The organism is Streptomyces sp. NPDC030143, from assembly GCF_055573695.1.
In genome coordinates this window covers 93372-117683 of sequence record NZ_JBVIAY010000004.1, presented here as the reverse complement: position 1 = coordinate 117683, position 24312 = coordinate 93372, and the positions used below count along the sequence as shown (strand labels likewise).

Genomic DNA, 24312 nt, shown 5'->3' with positions numbered 1-24312 from the left:
CCGCCATACTCGGTGCGCAGCACCGACCGCACCACTCGCCGCCCGTGCGGGCCGGGCAGGGGAGCCCGGTCCCTGGGTGGTCTTGCCGTAGGAGACGGACAGGAACGTCGGCCTCGTCGGGCCCGGGACGCCAAGTCTCGGACTCGTACGACAGTGTCGCCATAGGGGAGAGGGACACCGCACCACCATGGGCAGCGACCAGAACAGCGACGACCAGGGCCAGAGCAGCCAAGACAACCATGCCCGCGATCGCGCTGCAGTCGGCAACGTGGGCCATACCGCCAACGGCAACTTCGCCTTCTTGCGCGCAGAGTGGCCCGCCCTCTACGACGAGGCGATCCGGGCCGAACGGCTGATCCACCACGACCCCCGCGCCGCCTGCTTCTACGCCCGCCGTGCCATCGAGATCACGGCCCGCTGGATGTACGACAAGGACAGCAGCCTCAGCGAGCCGTACAAGAAGGACCTCGCGGCGATGCTCCACGAGCCGAGCTTCCGGCAGCTCGTCGGGCCGACGGTCAACGCCAAGATGGATCTCATCCGCCGGCACGGCAACAACGCCGTGCACAAGGCCGCCCCGGTCCCGAAGACCGTCGCCGAGGCCAGCGTTAAGGAGTTGTTTCACTCCCTCTACTGGTTCGCCCGCACCTACACCCGCCAGGCCGCCGCGCTGCCGCCCGCCGGGCTGGAGTTCGACACCAGCGCCGTACCGCGCCCTCTCTCGCCGCAGGCCCGCGCCCTGAAGCAGGCCGAGCTCAAGGCCAAGGAGGCAGAGGACGAGGCACGCTTCAAGCAGCAGGCCGAGGCACTGGCCGCCGAGCGTGCCCAGAATGCGGACCTCGCTCGGCAGCTCGAAGAGCTCAAGGCGCAGATCGCCGCCGCGAAGGCTGCCAACCAGGCCGTGCGGGACACCCACGACTACGACGAGAAGGCGACCCGTGACGCCTTCATCGACCTGCTCCTCAAGGAAGCGGGCTGGGACCTCCTCATCCGGGGCAAGGACACCGAGTACCCGATAACGACTGGGATGCCCACCAAGACGGGCAAGGGGTACGTCGACTACGTGCTCTGGGGCGACGACGGCAAGCCCCTCGCCGTCGTCGAGGCCAAGCGGACCCAGCGGGACGCCCGCGACGGGCAGCAGCAGGCGAAGCTGTACGCCGACGCGCTCGAGAAGCAGTTCAACCGCCGCCCGGTGATCTTCTACACCAACGGCTACGAGACCTACCTCTGGGACGACGGCCTCGGCTACCCGCCCCGCCAGGTGCAGGGCTTCTTCACCAAGGACGAACTGCACTGGCGCATCCGCCAGCGCGCCGGACGCCTCTCCCTCACGTCCACACCGGTGAACGAGAAGATCGCCGGCCGTCCCTACCAGCTCCGCGCCATCAAACGGGTGGGCGAGACCTTCGAGCGGGACCGGGGCCGCCAGGCGTTGCTCGTCATGGCGACCGGCACCGGCAAGACCCGCACCACCGTCGCCCTCGTGGACCAGTTGATGAAGGCGGGCTGGGCGCAGAGGGTGCTGTTCCTCGCCGACCGGCAGGCGCTGGTCACCCAGGCGATGAAGGCGTTCAAGGAGAACCTGCCGAACACTCCTGCGGCAAGCCTCCTCGACGACAAGGCCGCCTCGGCCCGTGTCTACCTCTCCACGTACCAGACGATGATGAAACAGATCGACGTCATCGACGGTGCGGGCCGTCGCCGCTTCGGGCCGGGTCACTTCGATCTGATCGTCATCGACGAGGCGCACCGCTCCGTGTACGCGAAGTACGGCGAGCTGTTCCGCTACTTCGACTCGCTGCTGCTCGGCCTGACCGCCACGCCCAAGGACGAGATCGATCACAACACGTACAAGCTCTTCGCCATGGAGGACGGGGTCCCGACCGACTCCTACGACCTTCAGGAAGCCGCCGCCGAGGGCTACCTCGTCCTCCCCAAGGCGGTGAAGGTGCCGCTGAAGTTCATGGAGCAGGGCATCCGCTACGCCGACCTCTCGGAGGAGGAGAAGGCGGAGTGGGACGCCAAGGAGTGGACCGAGGACGGCGACATCCCGGACGCGGTCGGCCGCCACGACATGAACAAGTTCCTCTTCAACGAGGACACCGTGGACAAGATGCTGGAGACGCTGATGACGCGCGGCCACCGCGTCGAGGGCGGCGACCGGCTTGGGAAGACGATCATCTTCGCCAAGAACAACGACCACGCCCGGTACATAGAGGAGCGCTACAACGCGAACTACCCGCAGGGCGCCGGCCACACCGCACGCGTGATCACGTACAAGGAGACGTACGCCCAGTCCCTCATCGACGACTTCTCCAACCCGAAGAACCCGCCGAACGCCCCCGACATCGCCATCTCCGTCGACATGCTCGACACCGGCATCGACGTGCCCGAGGTGGTGAACCTGGTCTTCGCCAAGCCGGTCTTCTCCAAAACCAAGTTCTGGCAGATGATCGGCCGCGGCACCCGCCTGCGCCCCGCCCTCTACGGCCCCGACCCCGGCAACCCCGAGCACAGCAAGCAGAACTTCTACGTCTTCGACTTCTGCGGCAACATCGACTTCTTCAACAGTCATTTCGATCGGTCGGAGGGGCGCAGGGCCGCCACCCTCACAGAAAAGCTCCTCCAGCGCCAGCTCGACCTCGTCCGCGTCCTGGACAAGCGGCAGCAGCCTGACCCGGCACGGGACGCCGGCCCCGACGCGATCGGCACCGAGGCGGAGATCCGCTGGTCGCTGACCCATCGGCTGCACCACACCGTCACCGGCATGAACCTGGACAACTTCCTGGTCCGCCCGCACCGCCGGGAGATCGAGGTCTTCAGCGACTTCGGCAGCTGGCACAGGGTGGACGACGAGGCGGACACCACGATCCGTGAACACCTGCTTGGACTGCCCAGCGAGTACCGCCCGGACGACGAGGAGACGGGCGAGGAGGCCAAGCGGTTCGATCTGATGGCGTACGGTCTCCAGCTCGCCGCGCTGGAAGGCGGCAAGGAGTTCGCCAAGCTGCGCGCGAAGATCCAGGACATCGCTTCCAACCTGCTCACCAAGACCAACATCTGGGTGGTCGGTGAACAGATGGAGCTTCTGGAAGCGGTAGCGGGCGAGGAGTGGTGGAACGACGTGACGCTCCCGATGCTGGAGGACATGCGACGCCGTATGCGCGGCCTCGCCCGTCTCACCGACCCCAAGATCAAGCGAAACGTCGTCTACACCGACTTCGTCGACACGCTCGGCGACATTACCGAGGCCGAGATCCAGGGGATGCCTCAGGGTACGGACGAGCAGCGCTTCAAGCAGAAGGCCCGCGCCTACCTCCTGCGCCACGAGAACCAGCCGGTGGTGCGCAAACTGCGTCTCAACGAGCAGATCACCGAACTCGATCTAGCGGACCTGGAGGAGATCTTCCTGTCAGAGGCCATCGCCTCCCCGGAGGACCTCGACGAGGTTCGGTCCTCGGGCGGCCTCGGCCTGTTCGTGCGCGGGCTGTGCGGGCTGGATCGACAGGCCGCACAGAAGGCGTTCGAGGTCTTCTGCACGGGTAAGCAGCTCAGCTCCCGCCAGATCGACTTCCTTACGTTGATCATCGATACGGTGACAAAGCGCGGAATCCTGGGCTTGGGTGACCTCTACGAGGATTCGTTTGCCGATCTTGCCCCGGGCGGTCCCGACGACCTGTTCACCGGTGAAGAACTCGAAGTCCTCAACGTCATCTTCAAGGAACTGGAGCGGACAGCCAGGCCCACCACCTTGGCAGCCTAGGCGCGGCGTCGCGGCGATAGCCTAGGCTGCGAGCCGGTCCCACTGGCCCAAGCTGACGGCAACCTTGACGGCAACGACGGCACACAGAGGCTGTTGATCGCGACGATCAGCGATCAGCCGGGAAGAAAGCGGAGCCCCCGCCCAACGGCCTGCCCGATCCTACGGATCAGAAGGTTGCAGGTTCGAATCCTGCCGAGTGCACACAGATGAGAGGCCCCGGAGAGATCCGGGGCCTCTTGCGTTGCGGGGGCGTACAGCAGCGAAGTACAGCAACAGGCTTTCGCCTAGTCGGTGGCGCTCCCACTCCTAGCGGCCGACAGCTTGGCGAGCGCGGCGCGCACCTCCTTCTCGCTCGCTTCCGCGTAGACCTCCATCGGCATTGCGATCTGCGAGTGCCGGAGGATGCGCTGAGCCACCTTCGGGTGGACCTTGAGAGCGACGAGCAGTTGGCTGTGGCCGGGGTGGTTGCTGGGCTTCGGTGCTGTGCTGTATCCGCAGTCGGCTGCAACTCCGCGACGAAGTGAGGAGTTCCACGGCCCTTGGCGTGGGCATGGCGGTCCTTCCCTCTCCGGCCCGCGCGGCAACCTTGCCTGAACCGGCTCAATCACGAAGACCGCACCCAACCGCCCGACTGACGTACCCGACTGTGCGGTGCGTGGCTCGAAAATCACGTTGCTGGGGAGTCCGCCTTTCGAATGTATTGGGATAGTCAGACTTATGAATGAATTATTTTCCCAGCGCCGTGCGCCGTTCGAATGAGCGGGAAATTCCCCCTGTCCTGTCTGGGTCGGTTCAAAGATATTTCTGCGTAATATGCGGCGGAAGTAACAGCAGCAAGGCTTCCCGGGTTATCGGTAGCCCGGTACGCCACGGCCCCCCACAGGAAATGGCTTTCGATGAAGCTGAAGATCCCTCAAGCGGCTCGCCGTCGTTCCTTGTCCGGCATTCTGGCCTCGGCCCTTGCCGCGACGGTTGCCGCCGTGATGGTCGCCCTGACGCCGACGCAGGCGCTGGCCATCGCTACGCCTGTGCCTCTGGCCACGGCCGCGAGTTTCTCCGTTCTGGCGGGTCAGGGAGTCACCAATACCGGCCCCTCGCTGATCTCCCACGACCTCGGGACGCACCCGAATCCGTCCATCACCGGATTCCCGCCCGGCCAGGTACTCGGCGCCGTACACGCGGCGGACGCTGTCGCGCTCCAGGCCAAGTCCGACCTGGTCACGGCGTACAACAATGCGGCCGGCCAGGCCACGGACTTCGCACTCGCGTCGGCAATCGGCAACGGCCAGACGCTGCTTCCGGGCGTCCACACCGCCGTCTCCGGTGTCGGACTCACCGGTGACCTGATCCTGGACGCCGCGGGGAACCCGAACGCCGTCTGGGTGTTCCAGATTCCTGAAGCTCTGACGACCGCGTCCTCCAGTCGAGTGCTCCTCACCAACGGGGCTTCGGCGTGCAACGTCTTCTGGCAGATCGGGAGTTCGGCCACGCTCGGCACCAACTCCACGTTCGTGGGCACCATCATGGCTCTGACCTCGATCAGCGTGACGACGGGGGCGAACATCGAGGGGCGGGCGCTGGCCCGCAACGGCTCCGTGACGCTCGACAACAACAGGATCTTCCTCGGCGGGTGCGCCACCTCCACCACTGGTGGAACGACCACCGGCGCCACGACGGGAACGACCACCGGCGCCACGACCGGAACGACCACCGGCGCCACGACCGGAACGGTCGCAGGCGCCACGACCGGCGGGCTGCTCAACGGCGGCCTCGTCACCGGTGGCGTCCTGGGCGGGCCGATCCTCTCGCCCGGCGCCTCCTCGGGCAACACCGCAGGCAACACCGCTGGTAACACTGAGGGCAACACCGCCGGGAACACCACCTCCGGGAACACCATGGGCAACACGGCCGGGAACACCTCCGGCGGTGACGGCGGCGGGCACGACGACGCGCCGGGCCGGCCGGACCACGACGACGCGCCGGGCCGGCCGGACCACGACGACGCGCCGGGTCGGCCGGACGACGGGGGCAGGCCCGACCACGGGAAGGGCGACCACGCCGAGTACGACCACGGCAAGCAGCTCGACGAGAACTACGGCTACGACGAGGTGCCCAAGGGTTACGAGGGCGACGACAACTCCAAGGGCCACGAGGATTAGACGGCGCACTGCGGTTGGTCCTCTCACCGGATGACGGCGCGCGGCGGAATTCTCATCGATTCCGCCGCGCGCTGGCGGTGGAAGTCAGCGTAAAAATCAAGGCGCGAGCAGCTGATAGAGAAAGACAGGTAGGCGGTGTCGAGCGGAATTGACTCAGCGGACGTGGAGGAAATCCAGCAGTCCGACTCCGGTCCGGCCACCCAGGAAAGTCCTGGCGTCACGGCCGCGCCGCACAAGTCGCCGAGAGGCATCCGTGCGCTGAAATTCGGGCTGCGCGCCGCCGTGGTTCTATGCCTGGCAGTGACTGTCGTCCACGTCATTCTCGTGTTCCTTCACGTGGCCCCGGCCAACACCGTCTCCAAGCGATACAGTCCACTGGTCAATGCATGGGTGTATCCCTTCTTCGAACAGAACTGGCGGCTCTTCGCCCCGGACCCGGAATCCGTCAACCGGCAGGTTTTGGCGAGAACCGCACGCACCGGCTCCGACGGATCGGTCCGTGTAAGTCCCTGGTTCGACCTGACCGCCGTGGACAGCTCCGCAGTCGAACATCAGCCGTTCCCGAGCCACACGGCGCAGAACATGCTGCGCCGTGCCTGGTCCGGCTACGTCGACACGCACGGAGGAGACGACAAGGCGCGGACGGAGCGCGCCCTGATGATGCAGAAGTACCTGGCCAACATCGCCGCGGACCGCGTCGCCGCCCACAGGAGCGGCACCTTCGACTTCATCCAGCTCCGCGTCGTCACACTGCCCGTCGCGCCCGGCCCCGCCGCCGGCAATCGCGCGCCGACGCCGACCGAGAACCGGCTCCTGCCCTGGTGGAAGGTGACCCGCCATGAAAAATGAGGCGCAGAGGACCGCGTCCGCCGGCGCCGACCGGTGGATCGCCGCCCGGATCAACACCGTATGGGACCTCCTGACCAGCCGCCCGGTGTCCCTGTACGCCGCATCGGTGCTGCGCATCGGCTACGGACTGCTCTACCTGCTCTTTCTGCTGCGCGAGTTCCCGCACCGGGACGAGATCTGGGGCCCTGGCTCTCCGTGGACGCCCGCACTGGCACAGCAACTCTTCGAACAGACGGGGTGGAACAGCTTCCTGACCCTGTCCGACAGCCGCGCCTACTTCGAGCTCTGCTACTCGCTGGCTCTCGTCACATCCGTACTGTTCTTGCTGGGTTGGCGGACCCGCGTCGTGTCCGTCCTCTTCGCCGCCGTGGTGACCTCGTTCCACGGCCGGGCGGTTTTCATGACGGACGGGGGCGACAACCTCATCCTGCTGATGTCTCTCTACCTAGTCCTCACCGCGTGCGGTCGGCGCTGGTCCCTGGACGCGCGCAGAAACCGGCTGAAGGCGCTTCGTGCGGGCAACACGCCGGGACCGCCGAGGAGCTTCGCCGGGCGGCAGATTCGCGATGCCCGAACCAGCTTGGTCGCGGTGGTGCACAACTGCGGCATGTTCCTCATCGCCGCACAGGTCTGTTTCCTCTACGGATCAGCCGGCCTGTACAAGGTCCAGGGACCTTCCTGGAGCAGCGGCACCGCGCTCCACTACGTCCTGAACCTCGAACTCTTCCGTCCCTGGCCCGTGCTCTCCCACTTCGTGGACGGGCACACGCTCGCCCTCGCCATCGTCGGCTACATGACCGTGCTCTTGCAGGTGGCCTTCCCGTTCGTGCTCTTCGGCAGGCTCAAGTACCCCGTTCTCGCCATGCTGCTGGGCATGCACATCGGCATCGCGCTGCTCATGGGGCTGCCTCTCTTCTCCGGCGCGATGATCGTTGCGGACGCCGTGTTCCTTCCCGACCGCTTCTACACCTCCCTGCCCCACCTCTGCCGACGCGCGATGCGGCGGACGGGCAGCTGGCGTCCGGCACCCGGACGAGCGGCAGGATCCGGAGCCGTACCTGCCCAAGGCAGACCCGGCGTACTCGGCTCGAAGCATCGAGTCACCCTCCCCGCAGGGCGGAAGGGCACGCTCGCCACCGAGCCCGCGTCCCCCCAAGTGCCCCCGAAGAGCAGTTGAGTCGTGACCGAGCCGGACAAGCTCGAAAGGCCCCACGCCGAGCAGTGGGGCCTTTCGACGGCAGGGGCCGGTCTGCTGCGGCTGTGACGGGCGCGGACACTCGTCGAGTCCGGCTGCCGCCAAGATGCTCGCCGGCCGCGCCCGGAGGAAGGTGCGGGCGACCGAGCGGCCGGCCGGCGTCGGACGGGAGCAGCGCGAGGTGGTCCGCGCCTTCCTGGCGGCGGCTCGCCGCGGAGACTTCCAGGAGTTGCTGCGAGTGCTCGACCCCGAGGTGCGACTGACCGTCGACACCCTCGCCGGAGTGGTCGTCACCATCGGCGCCACCAAGGTCGCCGCCGGCGCGCGGCCGGCCGGTGGGAACGCCGCACGGGGGCGGGCGGTGATCGTCAAAGGCCTGCCGGGGACCATGTCCTGGAGCGAGGACGGCACCCCGCTCTCCGTCCTCGCGTTCACGGTCGTCGACGGCCGGATCGCCGGCATCACGACTGTGGTCGATCCGGCCAGGCTCGAGCGACTGGACCTTCCGGCTCCGGCTGAGCCGCGGCCAGGGCGGTCGCCACGGGGGACAACGACGAGTGAGGGGCCCCGGAAGACATCCGGGGCCCCTCGTGTCGTGGCTGGTGTGGGCCCCCGCCGTTCCGCGGCGGGGGGCTTTCGGGGCGGGGCTCAGGTCTTGACCGTGAGGTAGAGCCAGCCGCTCCACGTGCTCAGGTTGGTGTTGTCCTTCGTGCTGCGCTCGTACAGCGAGCGGACCCGGAACTTCTGGTTGAGCGCGTTGGTGAGGCTCAGCTGGGTCTTGGCGGTGCTGTTCGCGGCCAGGGCGTAGCAGCCCGAGGTGGTGAGTGTGCGCCAGGCGCCGCTGTAGTACTGCTGGACCTGGAAGCGCTGGCACTGACCGGCCTTGTTCGGCGTCACGGTCGCGGTCACCGTCGGCTTCACCGTGCGGTGGTAGACGCGGTAGGTGATGCCGCCGGACGTGGTGGTCGTGTAGTAGCCGCCGAGCGTCGTCGCGACCCTCACGTAGGCGCCGGCGACGCGGGTGGCCGTCGCCGGCGCGTAGCGGTGGTCGCCCGCGAAGGACGCCGTGAACGTCGTGTTGCGGGTGAGCTTGTACGTGGCCGCCAGGTTGCCGTTGGCGTCCACGGTCCCCGTCTTGACCAGCGTTTTCGTCCCGCCGTAGGGCGTGGCGTAGATCGAGACCGTGCGGCTGTTGTACGTCGTGCCGAGGCGCGCGGTGACGGTGGCCGTCGCGCCGTACGCGTACGAGGACGCGTTGGTGGTCACGGACACGGTCGTCGCCGCCCGGGACACCTGGACGATCGCGGACGCGGTGGCCGCCTTGTGGGAGGCGTCACCCGGGTAGCTCACGGTGTAGGTGTTGGCGCCGCCGACGGACGGAGTGTCCTTGACGGTGACGGTGCCGTCGGCGCCCACGGGCGCGGTCCACTTCACGGGCGTCGTGGTGTGGGCGGCGTCCGTGCGGGAGACGGTGACCGTCTGGCCGCCGCCGTAGGGGCCGTCGCCGAGCTTGCCGCCGAAGGACAGGGCAGCCGCCCGGGTCGCGGTCGCCGGGGCCCCGAGGGTCAGGGTGGGGGCGTACGGCGAGATCGTCATGCTCATGCCGGCCTCGGTCGGCTGGTGGGTGGCGTCGCCTCCGTACGACACGATGTAGGTGAACTGCCCGGCGGTGCCCGGGGCGTCGGTGACGGTGAACCGGGTGGTGGCCGGGTCGACCGGGACGGACGGGAGCTGCACCGTCTCCTGGGTGGTGTCGTTCCTCCGGGCGACCTGGACGGTGGTGCCCTGGGGGAGGCTGCCGAAGCCCAGCTGGGTCAGGAGCGAACCGGCGAAGACGACCGAACCGGGGCTCGCCGAGGTGAGGTCCGGGCCGGTGAGGGTGGTCGGCAGCCGCGCCACGTGCACCGTCAGCGAGGCCGTCGTGGCCCGGTGCGTCGCGTCACCGGCGTACGACACCCGGTAGGTGTACGCGCCTTCGTCCTGCCGCGTGTCGTCGACGGCGAACGTCCCGTCCTGGCCGACCACCGTGTCGGGCAGGGCCGTGCCGTCGCGGGTGACCTGGAGCGGTGCGCCGGCGGGCAGGGCGCCGAGGGTGCTCAGCGAGCCGGTGATCGTGTACTGCTCGGTGGGAACCGCGTACTTCGGGTGCTCCAGGGTGAGCTGGGTGTCCGTCAGCTTGGCGGCGCTCAGCACGTTGAGGGCGAAGGCGCCCGAGGAGTCCCGCGTGACGGCGTAGAGCGTCGTGCCGTCACCTCCCCACTCCAGGCCGTCGGGGGCGACGGTGGTGCCGGACGGGAAGGTGACGCGGTTCTCGGCGAGGGAGTTCGAACCGGCGTAGAGGTAGACACCGGAGGTGCCGGCGACGGCGATCGTGCCGTCGGTGTCGGCGGCGACCGAGTTCGGGGCGGAGCCCACGCCGCCGGTGAAGTACACGGCGGGGTCTGCGGAGGCCAGGTCCGTGCTGCGGTACGCCTTCAGGGCGGGCTGCTGCGGGGCGGCGAGGAGCACCTTCGCGCCGTCACCGGTGACCTGGAGCCCGGTCGCCGTGCCGCCCTGGACGAGGGTGTCGGCCTCGACCGAGGGGGTGCCGGAGGAGACGTCGAAGGTGGCCACGTGGCTGAGGTTCTGCTGCGGCTCCTCGGCCGCGAGCACGCCGCCGCCCGTCGTGAGCAGCGGTGCGACCGACCAGTGCGACATGGCGGGCTGAGGGGTCGCCGCCGGGGCGGCGGCGGACGGGTCGACCGATCCGATGCCGCCCCGGCCGTCGGACGTGTATCCGTACCAGACGCGGCCGCCCGCCACGGCGACGGAGACCGGGGCGCTGTCGGCGCCGGTGGACCAGCGGCCGGTCTCGGTGAGCGTCGCCGCGTCGATGGCGGCGATCGCGTCGCCGTCCGCCAGAGCCGCGTACAGCGTGCCGCCGTCGGGGGACAGCGCCAGTCCGGTGGCGCCCTGCTCGTTCGCGATGGTGGCGACGGGAGCACCGGACAGGTCGGTCACCACGATGCCGGTCGAACCGGCGCCCTGGCTGAAGAAGACGTGCTGGTGAGCGGTGTCGACCAGCATGTGCGCATAGCCGGACAGCGGCAGCACCGCGGAGCCCGCGAAGGCGGCCGAGCCGCTGAGGCCGACGGTGGCGGTGGTCAGCCCGGCGACGAGGGAGAGGGCCGCGGCGAGCGACACCTGCTTGAGGCGCATGGAGCTCCTGTGAAAAAGATGAAACGAGCAGGCCGGACAATAGCCCCTGGTAGTGACAGGCGGTCCGGCGGGCCCCCTCACATCCGGTGTCCCGCGGTCCGCGCGGGGTGAGGGGACGCCGGAACCGGACGGCCGCGGCCCACGGGTGCGCGAACGGGTGCTCCGGAATGCCCGGCCGGCGGGGTGGGCCTAGCGTCGAGACGGGGTGGGCGGTGCGCCGCTCACCACCCACGGGCGGGCGGTTTTGCCGCTCCCCTTCCACGGGCGGGCGGTGCGCCGCTGCCCCTCCACGGGCGGGCGGTGCGCCGCCCGTCTTCCGGCTGAGGGAGAGGACGCTTCATGGCGGTGGTGATGACGCTCGTGTGGCCCGAGATCACGCCCGAGCTGTACGACGCGGCGCGGCAGGCGGTGCGGTGGGAGGAGGACACCCCGGACGGGCTGGTGCTGCACGCGGCGTGGTTCGCGGACGACGGCATGCACGTGCTCGACGTCTGGGAGTCGCAGGAGCAGTTCGGCTCGTTCATCACCGACCGGATCGCGCCCGTGCTGAAGGGGCAGCTCGGGGTGACGAGCGACCCGCGGGTCGAGATGGCTCCGCTGCACCGGCGCTTCGTCGTCGACGGGGTCACCGGCGCCGCCTGATCGTCCGTCGCGGTCGCTCGCCGCGATCACACCGCGTGCAGATGACGGGAGGCCTCGCCGGCCGCGCCCTGTGCCGGACGGCGGTCCACAGCGGGTGCCCGCCGACGGGGCCGGCGGCGCCGTGGGCCGTGCGGTGGGCGGGGCGGCGGCAGCGGGGTGAGGAGGGGACCGCTCGGTCAGCCGGGGTTCTCGGAGGTGCGGAGTTCCTCCCGGTAGGCGTGGGCGAGGGCGGTGGCACGGGTGAACCAGTCCGTCAGGACGGCGGTCTCCTCGGCGGAGTAGTCGGCGAAGAGAGTGCCCAGTCGGTCGTAGTAGGGCTGGTAGAGGGCGTGGGCGCGGGCCACCGCGTCGGGTACGGCGGCCACGCGGACGCGGCGGCGGTCCCGGGGGTCGGGGCGGCGGGTGACGTAGCCGGCGCGTTCCAGACGGTTGAGGATGCCGGTCACCGCGCCCGTCGTGACGTGGACGCGGCTCGCGAGGTCGCCCGCGGTGAGGAGGTCGTCACCGGCCTGGAGGACGTAGGCGAAGCAGGTGAGGTCGGTGACGTTCAGGCCCAGGCGCTGGGCCATCTCCTGCTGGCCGAGCAGGTGCGCCGCGATGAGGTCGTCCATCGCCGCGATGGCTCGGGCGGGGGTGGCGTCGGGGCGGGGCGGCGGCTGGGCGGTCATCGCGGCGGGGCTCTCCTTCGGATGCGGGCGCGGGGTCCGCGGGTGGGGTGCGGCGTCCGGGGGGACGGGCGCGGGTTCCGGGTGCTGGGTCCTTGTTATCCGCTTTCGGTTTCTCTTACCTTGTAAGAGGTTAAGAATGGCAACCTCTTAGATCGCGAGGTATTCATGTCGCTGTACGACGAAGGCCATACGGTCGCCGGCTGGACCGGTGTCGCCGTCGCGACCGCCGGGGGCTCCGTGGCGGGCGTCGGGGTGTGCGTCGCGTCCGGTGCCCTGGTGGGCGTGGGGCTCGGGATCGTCGTCCTGAGTGCTCTGGTCACCTGGGCCCTGCACCTGTCGGGGTGGGGCAAGCCGCCCGGCGTGCGGCCGCGGGCCGAGTGGGGGATGCGGGTGCGGGACCTACAGGCCCGCGACGGACACCCGGAGTGTCTGGGCTGCCGGCTCGCGGGGCGGGGGCGGCGGGCGCCGGTGCCTGGGGCGCTGTCAGTGGTGGGGCCTACCGTGGGGAGAGATGGCACGGGCATGGAAGTGCGCGGGACTGCGGTGGTCGCCGCAGGGCCCCGTGCTGATGTGGGACGGGGGGCGTCGTAGTCCACTGTCTCGGGGCGGGCGAGTGGCCTTCGGGGTCGCGGAGGGGAGCGTGCGGGGGTGTGTGGGGGCTCGGGGTCACCCCTGTCCGCTGCGGGCGCCGGTGTCGGGGCGGAGCACCGGGGCCCGCTGCGAGGAGTGCGCGCGGCTGGACCGGGCGCACTCCGTCGCCGCCGACGGGATCGCCGACGATCCCCGGCCCTACCGCGTCTACCTGGCGTGGTTCGGGCCCGGCCTGGTCAAGGTCGGGATCACGGCGGTCGAACGGGGGCCGGCACGGCTGCTGGAGCAGGGCGCCGTCTGCTTCAGCAGGCTCGGCACGGGCCCGCTGATGGCCGCCCGGCGCGCGGAGGAACTGCTGCGGGCCGCCCTGGGCGTGCCCGACCGGGTCCCGTACGCGGAGAAGCGCGCGGTGCGGGCTGCACTGCCGCGGACCGAGGAGGAACGGGCGGCCGAGATCGCGCAGTTGCACGCGCGTGCGGTGGAACTGGCCGGCTGGCCGGAGTCGTTGACGCGGGAGAGGTTCCAGGCCGTCGACCACATGGCGGTGTTCGGGCTGGGCGGGGCGCCGGCCGCCGTCGGGGAGGTCAGCGAGCTGGTCGCCGGGGGCGCGGTCGGCGGGGAACTGGTGGCGGCCGCCGGGCCCGATCTGCACCTGGCGACCGGCGAGGGGGTCGTGGTGCTCGACACGCGGTTGATGAGGGGGTGGGAGCTGGTGCCGACGGAGCCGGGCGGTCGGCTCGGGCTGCCCGTGCGGGAGTTCAGGAAGGGGGACGGGCACCTTCAGGACGGGTTGTTCTGAGTCGGGAACGGGAGAAGGGGCGATGGGGAGGCCGAAAAGAAGGCGGGACGGTGGCCGCTTCCGTGACGGTTCCCGCACAGTGATGCCACCGCGCGATCAGGACTTCCGGGCTCCCCGCGACAGCGGCGGACCGGCCCACAGGACCGGGTGAAACCCCACGGCCGGGGCGCTCCCTGTGATTTCCCTGTGTTTCTCAGGGAAATCACAGACGGCGAAAAGCGTGCTCTCAGAGGCCGCCGACAAGGTGTCCTCCATGACCACGACCTCGCCCCAGGGGCGCACCGAACTGCTGCGGCCGGACGGGAGCCCCGTCCGAGTGCTTGTGGTGGACGACGAACTGTCGATCACCGAACTGCTGTCCATGGCCCTGCGCTACGAGGGATGGCAGATCCGCAGCGCGGGGGACGGCACGGGCGCCGTCCAGACCGCGCGCGAGTTCCGGCCCGACGCCGTCGTCCTGGACATGATGCTGCCCGACATGGACGGGCTGGCCGTCCTGGGACGGCTGCGGCGCGAACTGCCGGAGGTGCCGGTGCTGTTCCTCACGGCCAAGGACGCCGTCGAGGACCGGATCGCCGGCCTGACCGCAGGCGGCGACGACTACGTCACCAAGCCGTTCTCCCTGGAGGAGGTCGTCGCCCGGCTGCGCGGGCTCATCCGGCGCTCCGGTGCCGCCGACCGCCGCTCCGACTCCGTGCTGGTCGTGGGCGACCTCACCCTGGACGAGGACAGCCACGAGGTCTCCCGCGCCGGCGAGAACATCCACCTCACCGCCACCGAGTTCGAGCTGCTGCGCTTCCTGATGCGCAACCCGCGGCGCGTGCTCAGCAAGGCCCAGATCCTCGACCGGGTCTGGTCCTACGACTTCGGCGGCCAGGCCAACGTGGTCGAGCTGTACATCTCGTACCTGCGACGCAAGATCGACGCGGGGCGTGAGCCGATGATCCACACCCGGCGGGGGGCCGGCTACCTGATCAAGCCGGCCGTCACATGAGCGGGCGGCGACGGCCGCGTCCGCAGAAGCGACACGGGGGTCCCCCGGCCCGAGCGAAGCCCGGAGCGGTGGAGGGAAGGCCGCGCACCCTGCGGACCCGGCTCGTCGTCGCGTCCGTGGTGCTGATCGCCGTCGTCTGCGCGGTGATCGGCACGGTGACCACGCTCGCGCTGCGCTCCCACCTCTACCAGCAGCTCGACGGCAAGCTGAAGGACGTCTCCACACGCGCGGCCGGGATGCCGCCCGGCATGATCGAGGACGACCAGCCCCGGCAGGGCTCGACCGGGAGCGCCGGCGGCTCGGGCACCGTGGACCTCGGCGAGTTCGTCACGCACGGCCCCCAGCCGCAGGGCACGCTGATCGCGAAGGTCGACAACGGCGCCGTCACGGACGCCAGGTACGGCAGGAAGGACCCCGCCAGCACCGACATCAGCGGCATGGTGGCCACGTCCCTCACCGAACCCCAGCGCACCGCCCTCGACGACGTCAGCCGGGACGGCGATCCGCACAGCGTCGAGATCCCCGGCCTCGGTGACTACCGCGCCGTGTACGTGACCGGGAGCAGCGGCTCCTACTACGTCGCCGTCCCCACCGAGGACACCGACGGCACCGTCACCACCCTCATCCTCGTCGAGGTGAGCGTCACCGCCGCCGGGCTGGTCGCCGCCGCCATCGCCGGGTACGTCCTCGTCGGCGTCGCCACCCGCCCGCTGCGCAAGGTCGCCGCCACCGCCACCCGGGTCTCCGAACTGCCCCTGCACACCGGCGAGGTCAACCTCAGCGAGCGCGTCCCGGAGTCCGAGACCGACCCGCACACCGAGGTCGGCCAGGTCGGCGCCGCGCTCAACCGGATGCTGGACCATGTCCACAGCGCCCTGCACTCCCGCCAGCGGAGCGAGACGCGGGTACGGCAGTTCGTCGCCGACGCCAGCCACGAGCTGCGCACGCCCCTCGCCTCCATCCGCGGGTACGCCGAGCTGACCCGGCGCGGACGCGAACAGGTGGGGCCCGACACCCGGCACGCGCTCGGCCGGATCGAGTCCGAGGCGGGCCGGATGACCCTGCTCGTCGAGGACCTGCTGCTGCTCGCCCGGCTGGACGCCGGCCGGCCGTTGCAGTTCGAGCAGACCGACCTCGTCCCGCTGGTCGTGGACACGATCAGCGACGCCCGTGCGGCCGGACCGGACCACGTGTGGCGGCTGGAGCTGCCCGACGAACCGGCGCTCGTGTCCGCGGACGCGGCCCGGCTGCAACAGGTCCTCGTCAACCTCCTCGCCAACGCCCGCACGCACACCCCGGCGGGGACGACCGTCACCGCACGCGTGCAGCGGCGCGGTCCGTGGATGTGCGTGGACGTCCGGGACGACGGCCAGGGCATCCCGCCCGAACTGCTCCCGCACGTCTTCGAACGGTTCGCCCGCGGCGACTCCGCACGCTCCCGCTCCACCGGCTCGACCGGCCTCGGCCTCGCCATCGTGCAGGCCGTGGCGACCGCGCACGGCGGTGCGGTGACCGTCGACAGCGTGCCCGGACAGACCGTGTTCACCGTGCACCTGCCCGCGCTCGCCCCCGCCGCGCCGCGTCCCGTGCCCGGAACGGACCGGCAACGGGACTCACAGGACGAGCACAGGGCCGGCACATGGGTGCGACAGGGCGCTTGACGAGAGTCACCGACATGCGAACCGACTCTTCTCCCGGCACCCTGCCGGCGCGGGAGCACCTCCCGGCCGCCGCAGCCGGTACGCCTGTCCTGGACGTAGTGATCCCCGTCTACAACGAGGAGAAGGACCTCCGGCAGTGCGTCGTCAGACTCCACGACCACCTCAGCCGGACGTTCCCGTACCCGTTCCGCATCACGATCGCGGACAACGCCTCGACGGACACCACCCCCGACGTGTCGCGGCTGCTGGAGACGCGGATCCCGGAGGTGACGTCCCGCCGGCTGGAGCAGAAGGGCCGCGGCCGGGCGCTGCGGACCGTCTGGTCGGCCTCGGAGGCCCCGATCCTCGCCTACATGGACGTGGACCTGTCCACCGACCTCAACGCGCTGCTGCCGCTGGTGGCACCGCTGATCTCCGGTCACTCCGACCTGGCGATCGGCTCTCGCCTGGCCCGCAGCTCCCGTGTGGTGCGCGGTGCCAAGCGGGAGTTCGTCTCCCGCTCCTACAACCTGATCCTGCGCGGCTCGCTCCAGGCCCGCTTCTCCGACGCCCAGTGCGGCTTCAAGGCGATCCGACGTGATGTCGCACAAGTTCTGCTCCCCCTGGTGGAAGACACCGGCTGGTTCTTCGACACTGAGATGCTGGTGCTCGCCGAACGAGCCGGACTCCGTATCCACGAGGTGCCGGTCGACTGGGTCGACGACCCGGACTCCACGGTGCACATCGTGAGGACGGCGACCGAGGACCTGAAGGGGGTGTGGCGCGTAGGGAAGGCGCTGGGCACCGGTTCGCTTCCACTGGACCGGCTGACCAGGCCGTTCGGCGACGACCCCCGCGACCGCGAGATCATGGACGTACCCAAGGGCCTGGCCCGTCAGCTCGTCGGCTTCTGTGTGGTCGGTGGTCTGTCCACCTTGTTCTACCTGCTGCTGTACAGCGGCTTCCGGCAGTTCTCCGGCTCGCAGGCGGCCAACGCGCTCGCCCTGCTGGTCTCGGCGATCGCCAACACCGCCGCCAACCGGCGCCTCACCTTCGGGGTGCGCGGACGCGGCGACGCCGTCCGGCACCAGGCCCAGGGGCTGGTCGTCTTCGGGATCGGCCTCACGCTGACCAGCGGCTCCCTCGTCGCCCTGAACGCGGCGACCTCCAACCCCGCGCACTCCACCGAGCTGGCCGTGCTCATCGTGGCGAACCTCGCGGCGACCGTGCTGCGCTTCCTGCTCTTCCGCGTCTGGGTGTTCGCGGACCGCCGGGAGCCGGACGCCTCCCCGACGACCCCGCCGGGTGTCCCGGGCGGACCGACCCCGTTCGGTGCCGGTGGGGCCGCGGACGGCACCCGGAGGGACACCACCATGCGGCTGCAGCCGGTGCGCCCCCACGACACCGAGCCGGGGGACGCCCGATGACCACCCACCCCGACCCCACGACGGCGCCCCCGGTCCCCGCCCCGGCGATCGCGCCCCGGCAGCCGTCCGGCCCCGCCCCCGCGTCGGGTGAGCCCCGGCAGCCGTTCGTCCGCAGACTCCTGCGCGGCCGGCCCGAGGACCCCCGCTGGGCGCGCCCGGCCTTCCTCGGCCTGCTGGCCGCGACCTTCCTGCTCTACCTGTACGACCTCAGCGCCTCCGGCTACGCCAACTCCTTCTACTCCGCGGCCGTCCAGGCGGGCAGCCGGTCGTGGAAGGCGTTCTTCTTCGGCTCGCTGGACGCGGCCAACGCCATCACCGTCGACAAGCCGCCGGCCTCCCTGTGGCCGATGGCCCTGTCGGTCAGGATCTTCGGCCTGAGCTCGTGGGCGATGCTCGTCCCCGAGGTGCTGATGGCCGTCGGCACCGTGGCCGTGGTCCACGCGACCGCGCGCCGCCGGTTCGGCCCGGCCGCCGGCCTGATCGCGGGCGCGGTGCTCGCGCTCACCCCGGTCGCGGCCCTGATGTTCCGGTTCAACAACCCGGACGCGATGCTGGCACTGCTGATGGCGGTCGCCTGCCACCTCGTCGTCCGCGCCCTGGAGGACGGGCGGACGAAGTGGCTGGTGTGGGCGGGCGTCGCGATCGGATTCGCGTTCCTCGCCAAGACCCTCCAGGCCTTCCTGATCCTTCCGCCGCTGGCGATCGTGTACGCGGTGTGCGCGCCGGTGAGCCTGAAGAAGCGTTTCGGGCAGCTGGCCCTGGCGACCGTGGCCCTGGTCGTCTCCGGCGGCTGGTGGGTAGCGATCGTCGAGCTGTGGCCCGCGTCCTCCCGCCCTTACATCGGCGGCTCGCAGAACAACAGCTTCCTGGAGCTGACCTTCGGCTACAACGGCCTCGGCCGGCTGAACGGCGAGGAGACCGGCAGCGTCGGCGGAGGGGGCGGTGGCGGTGGCGGCAACTGGGGCGAGACGGGCTGGGACCGGCTCTTCGGTTCGAGCATCGGCGGCCAGGTCTCCTGGCTGATCCCGGCCGCGCTGATCCTGCTCGTCGCGGGCCTGGTCGCCACGCGCCGGGCCGGGCGGACGTCCCTGACCCGCGGTTCGTTCCTGGTGTGGGGCGGCGCGCTGGTGACCACCATGGTGGTGTTCAGCTACATGCGGGGCATCTTCCACGAGTACTACACCGTGGCCCTCGCCCCGTACATCGCGCCGCTGATCGGCATGGGCACGGCGCTGCTGTGGGAGCGGCGCGACCGGGTGTGGGCGTCGCCGACCCTGGCGGGCGCGACGACGGCCACGGCGGCCTGGGGGTACGTCCTCCTCGACCGCTCCTCCGACCACCTGCCGTGGCTGAAGTGGTTCGTGCTGGTGGGCGGTCTGGGCGCCGCACTCGGACTGGTCTTCTCCGGCCGGCTCGGACGTCTGTCGGCCCTGGCCGTCGTGGGGGTGGGCCTGGCGACCGCACTGGCCGGTCCGGCGGCGTACACCCTCACCACGCTGAGCGAGGGCCACACCGGGTCGATCGTCACCGCCGGTCCGGCGGTCTCGGGCGGCCGCGGCGGTCCGGGCGGCGGTGGCGGCTTCCCCGGCGGCGGCCAGAACCAGCAGGGACGCCAGGGCCGGCCCCCGACCGGGGGCTTCGGCGGCGGTGTGCCGGGCCGGCAGAACCAACAGGGTCAGCAGAACCAGCAGGTCGGCCCCGGCGGGCGGACCGGTGACGGCGGCATGGGCGGCGGCGGTGGCGTCGGCGGCCTGCTGAACGGCGCCGACGTCTCCGACGAGGCCCAGAAGCTGCTGGAGGCGGATGCCGACCAGTACACCTGGGTCGCGGCGGCCGTCGGAGCCCAGAACGCGGCGAGCTACCAGCTCTCCACCGGTGAGCCGGTGATGGCGGTCGGCGGCTTCAACGGCACCGACCCGTCCCCCACGTTGGCGCAGTTCCAGAAGTACGTGGCGGACGGAAGGATCCACTACTTCGTCTCCGGCGGCACCGGCGGTGGCGCGGGTGGCGGCGCGAACGGAACCTCCTCGCAGATCACCTCCTGGGTCGAGGCGAACTTCCAGCAGGTCACGGTCGGCTCGTCGACCTTCTACGACCTGACGCGCAAGGCGAGCGGCTGAGGATCCGGCCGGCGGTTCTGCGAGCACACGGAAGGCGGTGGCCCCGAGGGTCACCGCCTTCCGCACGCCCCCATGTCCGACGGCCGACCGCCCCTCCCGTACGCCGTACGACAGTTCCACGGTGCACACCGTGCGGCCTGAAGATCCGCGCCCTGACCCGCCCGCCCCCGGGAGCGTCCCTGGGCGGGCCCAGCGTGTCGAGCACTGACCCCCAGTCCGGGACGGGGCTGACCGGCCCGCCGCGGGAACCGCGCACCCACCGTCGCCGCCCTGCGCCCCGATCCGGCCGACAGGTCCTCAGTTGCCGGGCGCGAGACGGGCGGGGAAGCCGCCCGTGGCCACCGGTCCCCACCGCCGCGGGGTGATCCGGATGATCGACTTGCCCTGCCTGACCATCGCCTCGCGGTACTCGTCCCAGTCCGGGTGCTCACCCGCGATGGTGCGGTAGTACTCCACCAGCGGCTCGACCGAGTCCGGCGCGTCGATCACCTCGGCGGTGCCGTCGATCTGCACCCACGGTCCGTTCCAGTCGTCGCTCAGGACGATCACGCTGACCCGCTCGTCCCGCTGGGCGTTGCGGGTCTTGGCCCGCTCCGGGTAGGTGGACACCACGATCCGGCCCGCGTCGTCGACTCCGCAGGTCAGCGGCGAGCCCTGGGGGCTGCCGTCGGCCCGCCGGGTCAGCAGGATCGCGCGGTGACGGGGGCGGACGAAGTCCAGCAGCTCGTCGAGGCCGACGGAGGTGTTGGTCGCGATGTTCGGTGCCATGCCGGCAGCCTAGGCCTTGTCCGACGGGCTCCGCAGGGATCGCGGCGGCCGGGGACCGGCCCTGTCGGTCCTACGTCTGCGGCAGCGACCCGCCCCGGACCGCCTGGACGTCCAGCTCCACCCTCAGCGTCGTCCCGATGGCGGCGATGCCCGCCTGGACGACCTGGTTGTAGTTCATGGCGAAGTCCTCGCGGTCGAGTTCGGCCGTCGCGCGGAAGGCGGCGCGGGTGCCGCCCCACGGGTCGCCGCCGGTGCCGAGGTGGGCGAGGTCGAGGTCGACGGGGCGGACGACGCCGCGCAGGTCCAGTTCGCCGTGGACCGTCCAGCGGTCGGGGCCCACGGCCGTCAGACCGGTCGACCGGTAGGTGATCTCGGGGTACGTCTCGACGTCCAGGAAGTCCGCCGAGCGCAGGTGGGTGTCGCGCATGCCGTTGCCGGTGTCGATGGAGGCGGCGCGGATCACCGCCTCCACCCGGGAGGCGGTGACGTCGTCCGGGGCGATCTCGACGCTCGCGGAGAACTCCGTGAACCGGCCGCGCACGCTGGAGATGCCCAGGTGCTGGGCGACCGCGCCGACCGTGGAGTGGGCCGGGTCGACGGTCCACGGGCCGGGCGGCGGCAGTTCGGTGCCGCCCTGCCGGGCCAGGGTCACCGTGCCGACCTCGGCGCGACCGCTCGCTGTGACGAGCGCGCTGGAGGCGGCCGGCGCGTACCCGACGGCCGTGACGATGACCGTGTACGCCCCCGGCGCGAGCGCCGTCGCGTCGCGGACGACGCCCTCCGGGTCGGCCTCGGCGCGCAGCACCTGGGTGCCCGTCATGTCGGTCACCGTGACGACCGCGTGCGACACGGCCCATCCGTCCCGGGTGCGGATCCTCGCGGTCAGTGCCATCTCGGGTAACTCCTCACAAGAGCGGGCGGGCGGCGGGGTGGGGCCCCGCCGCCCGCCCGGCGCCGTCCTACTCGCCCGGGTGGGCGAGTTCGATGTCGTGGCCGTCGACGCCGGTGCCGGTCACGGTCAGCGCGGTCGCCACCGGCGGGTAGCCCGTCGCGATGACCGTGTAGTCGCCGCCGTCGAGGTCGGTGAAGGCGTACGCGCCGTCCGCGCCGGTCGTGGCCGTGGCGACCACGTTGCCCGCCGCGTCCACGAGGGTGACGCGCGCGTCGGCCAGCGGGCCGTGCGGCGCCCGGACGACGCCCTGGACCTGGGAGCCCGCGTCGAGGGCGACCTCCGCGCGGGTCACGCCGGTCACGCCGACCTCGACGGGCAGGGCGCGCGGCCGGAACCCGGCGGCGTTCACCGCGACGGTCACGGCACCCGGCACCAGTTCGGTGAAGGAGAACTCGCCCTGCTCACCGGTGGTGCCGGTGGCCAGCAGATCGCCCCGTACATCGGTGACGATCACCATCGCGCCCTTGACGGGCTGCCCCGACCCCGCCGCCCGCACGACGCCGCCGAGCCCGCTGGTCCCGCTGAGCAGGATGTCGTAGGCGACCGGTTCGCCGCCCACCACGATCGTGGACGCCTGCGGCTGGAAGCCGTCGGCGGAGGCGATCAGGACGTACGAGCCGGTTCCCGGCGCGTCCAGCGCGTAGGAGCCGTCGGCCTGCGCGACCGACCGGCCGAGCTGGCGTCCCGCGAGGGAGATCAGGGTGACGGCGGCCCGCGGGACGGGCGCGTTCTCGGCGCCGCGGACGAAGCCGTGGACCGGGACGCCGCCGGAGGACGGCTGCGGGGCGTCGAGGGTGGCGACGGCCGCGAGCCGCTGCGTCGCGGTCGCCGTGCCGTCGGCCTCCGGGCCGGTGACGGCCCGGCTCGGGACGGAGTCCCGCGTCCGCTGCTCCGGCGTCCGCTCGGCGGCGGCCGGAGCAGCGGCCTGCGCCGGGGCCTCCGCGGTCGCCGCGGCCTCCTGCGCCAGCGCGCCCGTGGTCCGCAGCGGGACCTCCTTGATGAACAGCGTGATGAGGAAGGCGAGCAGGGCCAGGACCGACGCGATCAGGAAGACGTCGGCGATGCCGTGGCCGTACGCGCTCTCCATGACCGTGCGCAGCGGCGCGGGCAGCTTGTCCATGTCCGGGATCTCGCCGGTGGAGCTCGAACCGGAGGCGAGGGACGCGTAGCGGGGGCCGAGGTCGGCGATGCCGTCCTCGGCGTAGCCGGTGATGCGGTCGGCCATGACGGCGCCCAGCGCGGAGACGCCCATCGCACCGCCGAGGGAGCGGAAGAAGGTGACCGTGGAGCTGGCCGAGCCGAGGTCGCTCGCCTCCACCTGGTTCTGCGTGGACAGCACCAGGTTCTGCATCATCATGCCGACGCCGAGACCGAGGAGGGCCATGAAGACGGCCGTCTTCCAGTAGTCGGTGTCGTAGCGGACGGTGCCCAGCAGACCGAGGCCCGCCGTGGTGAGCAGACCGCCGCTGACCAGCCAGGCCTTCCACTTCCCGGTGCGGGTGATGAGCTGCCCGGAAACGGTGGAGGAGATGAACAGGCCGCCGATCATGGGAATCGTCATGACACCGGACATCGTCGGGGACTTGTCGCGGGCCAGCTGGAAGTACTGGGCGAAGAAGACGGTGCCGGAGAACATCGCGACGCCCACGAACAGCGAGGCGATCGACGACAGCGTGATGGTGCGGTTGCGGAACAGCCGCAGCGGGATGATCGGCTCGCTCGCCTTCGACTCGACGAGCACGAAGACCAGTGCGAGCGCGATCGAACCGGCGACCATCGCGTACGTCTGCCAGGACAGCCAGTCGTACTTGTCACCGGCGAAAGTGACCCAGACCAGCAGCAGCGAGACCGCCGCCGAGATGAAGAACGCGCCGGCCCAGTCGACCTTCACGTCCCGCTTCACGACCGGCAGGTGCAGGGTCTTCTGCAACACGATCAGCGCGATGACGGCGAAGGGGACGCCGACGTAGAAGCACCAGCGCCAGCCGAGCCAGCTGGTGTCGGTGATGACACCGCCGAGCAGCGGACCGCCGACGGTCGCGACCGCGAACGTCGCCCCCAGGTAGCCGGAGTACCGTCCGCGCTCGCGCGGGGAGATCATCGCGGCCATCACGATCTGCGCGAGGGCGGACAGACCGCCGACGCCGATGCCCTGCACGACACGGCAGGCGATCAGCATGCCCGCGTTCTGCGACAGGCCGGCGGCCGCGGAGCCGAGCACGTAGATGACGAGCGCCAGCTGGACGAGCGCCTTCTTGCTGTACAGGTCGGCGAGCTTGCCCCACAGGGGGGTGGCGGCCGTCATCGACAGCAGGGTGGCGGTGACGACCCAGGTGTAGGCGGACTGGCCGCCGCCGAGGTCGCCGATGATCTCCGGGAGGGCGTTGGAGACGATCGTGGACGACAGGATCGCCACGAACATGCCGAGCAGGAGGCCGGAGAGGGCCTCCATGATCTGCCGGTGCGTCATCGGAGCGTCGGCGGACCCTCCGCCGTGCTTCGCGTGCGCCCGCACACCGGCTGGTGTGGTCGTTGCCATGGACT

At 70.9% G+C, this 24312-nt stretch carries 16 protein-coding genes and 2 pseudogenes; 12 read left to right on the top strand and 6 right to left on the bottom strand.

Features of this window, described 5'->3' with window-relative positions; all coding sequences use genetic code 11:
• The first annotated feature begins 187 nt into the window (after nt 1-187).
• Nucleotides 188-3766, top strand: a complete 3579-nt coding sequence (locus ACZ4YY_RS08925; RefSeq protein WP_468285579.1) for a DEAD/DEAH box helicase family protein — start codon at nt 188-190, stop codon at nt 3764-3766.
• A gap of 284 nt (nt 3767-4050) precedes the next feature.
• On the opposite strand, the pseudogene ACZ4YY_RS08920 reads toward ACZ4YY_RS08925, so the two are convergent.
• Nucleotides 4051-4218 (bottom strand): annotated as a pseudogene (locus tag ACZ4YY_RS08920) (site-specific integrase); the annotation flags it as partial.
• A gap of 444 nt (nt 4219-4662) precedes the next feature.
• Between ACZ4YY_RS08920 and ACZ4YY_RS08915 the strand changes: the two are divergent.
• From ACZ4YY_RS08915 to ACZ4YY_RS08900, 4 genes and pseudogenes are all read left to right on the top strand, one after another.
• Nucleotides 4663-5925, top strand: coding sequence for an ice-binding family protein (locus tag ACZ4YY_RS08915; protein WP_468285576.1), 1263 nt, complete (start codon nt 4663-4665; stop codon nt 5923-5925).
• 162 nt (nt 5926-6087) lie between these two features.
• Nucleotides 6088-6774 (top strand): DUF5819 family protein, encoded by a 687-nt coding sequence (locus ACZ4YY_RS08910; RefSeq protein WP_468285573.1) that lies wholly within the window; start codon nt 6088-6090, stop codon nt 6772-6774.
• A complete protein-coding gene (locus tag ACZ4YY_RS08905; RefSeq protein WP_468285570.1) occupies nt 6764-7951 on the top strand; it encodes an HTTM domain-containing protein in 1188 nt (395 codons plus the stop codon). The genes ACZ4YY_RS08910 and ACZ4YY_RS08905 overlap by 11 nt, the downstream gene beginning before the upstream one ends.
• A gap of 106 nt (nt 7952-8057) precedes the next feature.
• Nucleotides 8058-8486: pseudogene (locus ACZ4YY_RS08900) on the top strand (sigma-70 family RNA polymerase sigma factor family protein); the annotation flags it as partial.
• 131 nt (nt 8487-8617) lie between these two features.
• Here ACZ4YY_RS08900 and ACZ4YY_RS08895 read toward each other — a convergent pair.
• Nucleotides 8618-11167, bottom strand: coding sequence for an RHS repeat domain-containing protein (locus tag ACZ4YY_RS08895; RefSeq protein ID WP_468285567.1), 2550 nt, complete (start codon nt 11165-11167; stop codon nt 8618-8620).
• 339 nt (nt 11168-11506) lie between these two features.
• On the opposite strand from ACZ4YY_RS08895, the gene ACZ4YY_RS08890 reads away from it, so the two are divergent.
• Nucleotides 11507-11809, top strand: coding sequence for a hypothetical protein (locus ACZ4YY_RS08890; RefSeq protein ID WP_468285564.1), 303 nt, complete (start codon nt 11507-11509; stop codon nt 11807-11809).
• A gap of 176 nt (nt 11810-11985) precedes the next feature.
• Here ACZ4YY_RS08890 and ACZ4YY_RS08885 read toward each other — a convergent pair whose 3' ends face one another.
• Complete coding sequence (locus ACZ4YY_RS08885; RefSeq protein ID WP_468285562.1) at nt 11986-12477, bottom strand: MarR family transcriptional regulator; 492 nt, start codon at nt 12475-12477, stop codon at nt 11986-11988.
• 165 nt (nt 12478-12642) lie between these two features.
• Here ACZ4YY_RS08885 and ACZ4YY_RS08880 point away from each other — a divergent pair, with 165 nt between their 5' ends.
• From ACZ4YY_RS08880 to ACZ4YY_RS08855, 6 genes are all read left to right on the top strand, one after another.
• Nucleotides 12643-13068, top strand: coding sequence for an HGxxPAAW family protein (locus ACZ4YY_RS08880; RefSeq protein ID WP_468285560.1), 426 nt, complete (start codon nt 12643-12645; stop codon nt 13066-13068).
• Nucleotides 12989-13867, top strand: a complete 879-nt coding sequence (locus ACZ4YY_RS08875) for a DUF2797 domain-containing protein (protein ID WP_468285557.1) — start codon at nt 12989-12991, stop codon at nt 13865-13867. The genes ACZ4YY_RS08880 and ACZ4YY_RS08875 overlap by 80 nt, the downstream gene beginning before the upstream one ends.
• 253 nt (nt 13868-14120) lie before the next feature.
• The gene (locus ACZ4YY_RS08870) at nt 14121-14861 is read left to right on the top strand and encodes a response regulator transcription factor (RefSeq protein WP_468285555.1); all 741 of its coding nucleotides are present in this window, start codon (nt 14121-14123) and stop codon (nt 14859-14861) included.
• Nucleotides 14858-16522 (top strand): sensor histidine kinase, encoded by a 1665-nt coding sequence (locus tag ACZ4YY_RS08865; RefSeq protein ID WP_468285552.1) that lies wholly within the window; start codon nt 14858-14860, stop codon nt 16520-16522. The genes ACZ4YY_RS08870 and ACZ4YY_RS08865 overlap by 4 nt, the downstream gene beginning before the upstream one ends.
• A 14-nt stretch (nt 16523-16536) precedes the next feature.
• Nucleotides 16537-17928 (top strand): bifunctional glycosyltransferase family 2/GtrA family protein, encoded by a 1392-nt coding sequence (locus ACZ4YY_RS08860; protein ID WP_468285549.1) that lies wholly within the window; start codon nt 16537-16539, stop codon nt 17926-17928.
• Complete coding sequence (locus ACZ4YY_RS08855) at nt 17925-20048, top strand: ArnT family glycosyltransferase (RefSeq protein WP_468285546.1); 2124 nt, start codon at nt 17925-17927, stop codon at nt 20046-20048. The genes ACZ4YY_RS08860 and ACZ4YY_RS08855 overlap by 4 nt, the downstream gene beginning before the upstream one ends.
• A 297-nt stretch (nt 20049-20345) precedes the next feature.
• On the opposite strand, the gene ACZ4YY_RS08850 is transcribed toward ACZ4YY_RS08855, so the two are convergent.
• The 3 genes from ACZ4YY_RS08850 to ACZ4YY_RS08840 form a co-directional block, all read right to left on the bottom strand.
• The gene (locus ACZ4YY_RS08850) at nt 20346-20816 is read right to left on the bottom strand and encodes a PPOX class F420-dependent oxidoreductase (RefSeq protein ID WP_468285544.1); all 471 of its coding nucleotides are present in this window, start codon (nt 20814-20816) and stop codon (nt 20346-20348) included.
• 70 nt (nt 20817-20886) lie between these two features.
• Nucleotides 20887-21708: a YceI family protein gene (locus tag ACZ4YY_RS08845; RefSeq protein WP_468285541.1), complete on the bottom strand. Its 822-nt coding sequence runs from the start codon at nt 21706-21708 to the stop codon at nt 20887-20889.
• Between the two features lie 67 nt (nt 21709-21775).
• A complete protein-coding gene (locus tag ACZ4YY_RS08840) occupies nt 21776-24238 on the bottom strand; it encodes an MFS transporter (RefSeq protein WP_468286550.1) in 2463 nt (820 codons plus the stop codon).
• Nucleotides 24239-24312 lie beyond the last annotated feature (74 nt).